The following is a 1,761-nucleotide window of genomic DNA, read 5'->3' as shown; positions in this document are numbered from 1 at the left end:
CTATTTCAGTTCTGCGAGGACGGTGCCCTGGGTGATGGCGGCGCCGGGTTCGACGGCGAGGCCGGTGACGGTGCCGGCCTTGTGGGCGTTGACGGGGTTTTCCATTTTCATGGCCTCGAGGACGGCGATGAGGTCGCCCTCGGCGACTTGTTGTCCTTCTTCGACGGCGACCTTGACGACGGTGCCCTGCATGGGGGCGGTGACGGCGTCACCGGAGGCGGCGCCGCCGTGGGCGCCGCCGCGGGTGCGGGCCTTGGGCTTCTTGCGGACCGCCCCGGGGGCGGTTCCGGCGCCGGTGCCGAGGGTGAACTGTCCGGGCAGGGACACCTCGACGCGGCGGCCGCCGACCTCGACGACGACGTTCTGCCGGGGCCCGGACTCGTCCTCGTCGATCGGCTGGTTACCGGTGAACGGTTCGATCTGGTTGTCCCATTCGGTTTCGATCCACTTGGTGTAGACGTCGAAGGTGGTGCCGTCGCCGATGAAGGCGGGGTCGGAGACGATGGCCCGGTGGAACGGGATGACCGTGGCCAGTCCTTCGACCTGGAATTCGGCGAGGGCGCGGCGGGCGCGGGCCAGGGCCTCGTCGCGGGTGGCGCCGGTGACGATGAGCTTGGCGAGCATGGAGTCGAACTGGCCGCCGATCACGCTGCCGGTTTCGACGCCGGAGTCCATCCGCACGCCGGGGCCGGTGGGTGGGACGAACTTGGTGACCGGGCCGGGGGCGGGCAGGAAGCCGCGGCCGGCGTCCTCGCCGTTGATGCGGAATTCGAAGGAGTGTCCGCGGGGGGTGGGGTCCTCGGTGAGGTCGAGGTGTTCGCCGTTGGCGATCTTGAACTGTTGCAGGACCAGGTCGAGGCCGGCGGTTTCCTCGGTGACGGGGTGTTCGACCTGCAGGCGGGTGTTGACCTCGAGGAAGGAGACGGTGTCGCCCTGGACGAGGTATTCGACGGTGCCGGCGCCGTAGTAGCCGGCCTCTTTGCAGATGGCCTTGGCGGAGGTGTGGATGCGGTTGCGTTGGTCGTCGGTGAGGAACGGGGCGGGGGCCTCCTCGACGAGTTTCTGGAAGCGGCGTTGCAGGGAGCAGTCGCGGGTGCCGGCGACGATGACGTTGCCGTGCTGGTCGGCGATGACCTGGGCTTCGACGTGGCGGGCCTTGTCCAGATACTGTTCGACGAAGCATTCGCCGCGGCCGAACGCGGCGACGGCCTCGCGGGTGGCGGAGTCGAACAGTTCGGGGATTTCCTCGATGGTGTGGGCGACCTTCATGCCGCGGCCGCCGCCGCCGAACGCGGCCTTGATGGCGACGGGGACACCGTATTCCTTGGCGAAGGCGACGACCTCGTCGGCGTTTTTGACGGGGTCCTTGGTGCCGGCGGCCATCGGGGCCTTGGCTTTTTCGGCGATGTGGCGGGCGGTGACCTTGTCGCCGAGGTCGCGGATCGATTGCGGGGAGGGGCCGATCCAGATCAGGCCGGCGTCGATCACGGCCTGGGCGAAGTCGGCGTTTTCGGAGAGGAAGCCGTAGCCGGGGTGGATGGCGTCGGCGCCGGACTTGCGGGCGGCGTCGAGGATTTTGTCGAACACCAGGTAGGACTCGGCGGAGGTCTGCCCGCCGAGGGCGAATGCTTCGTCGGCCAGGCGCACGAACGGGGCGTCGGCGTCGGGTTCGGCGTAGACGGCGACGCTGGCCAGGCCGGCATCGGCTGCGGCCCGGATCACCCGCACTGCAATCTCACCGCGGTTCGCGACGAGCACCTT

General features: G+C 69.2%; 1 protein-coding gene. It reads right to left on the bottom strand.

Annotated features, from left to right (window positions below; all coding sequences use genetic code 11):
* On the bottom strand, nucleotides 1-1,761 hold a 1,761-nt coding region (locus HGB39_RS38015), incomplete at its 5' end, for an acetyl/propionyl/methylcrotonyl-CoA carboxylase subunit alpha (RefSeq protein ID WP_168443032.1).

The sequence above is a fragment of the Rhodococcus opacus genome (assembly GCF_012396235.1).
GTDB lineage: Bacteria > Actinomycetota > Actinomycetes > Mycobacteriales > Mycobacteriaceae > Rhodococcus_F > Rhodococcus_F opacus.
This window is presented reverse-complemented; position numbering and strand designations above follow the sequence as displayed.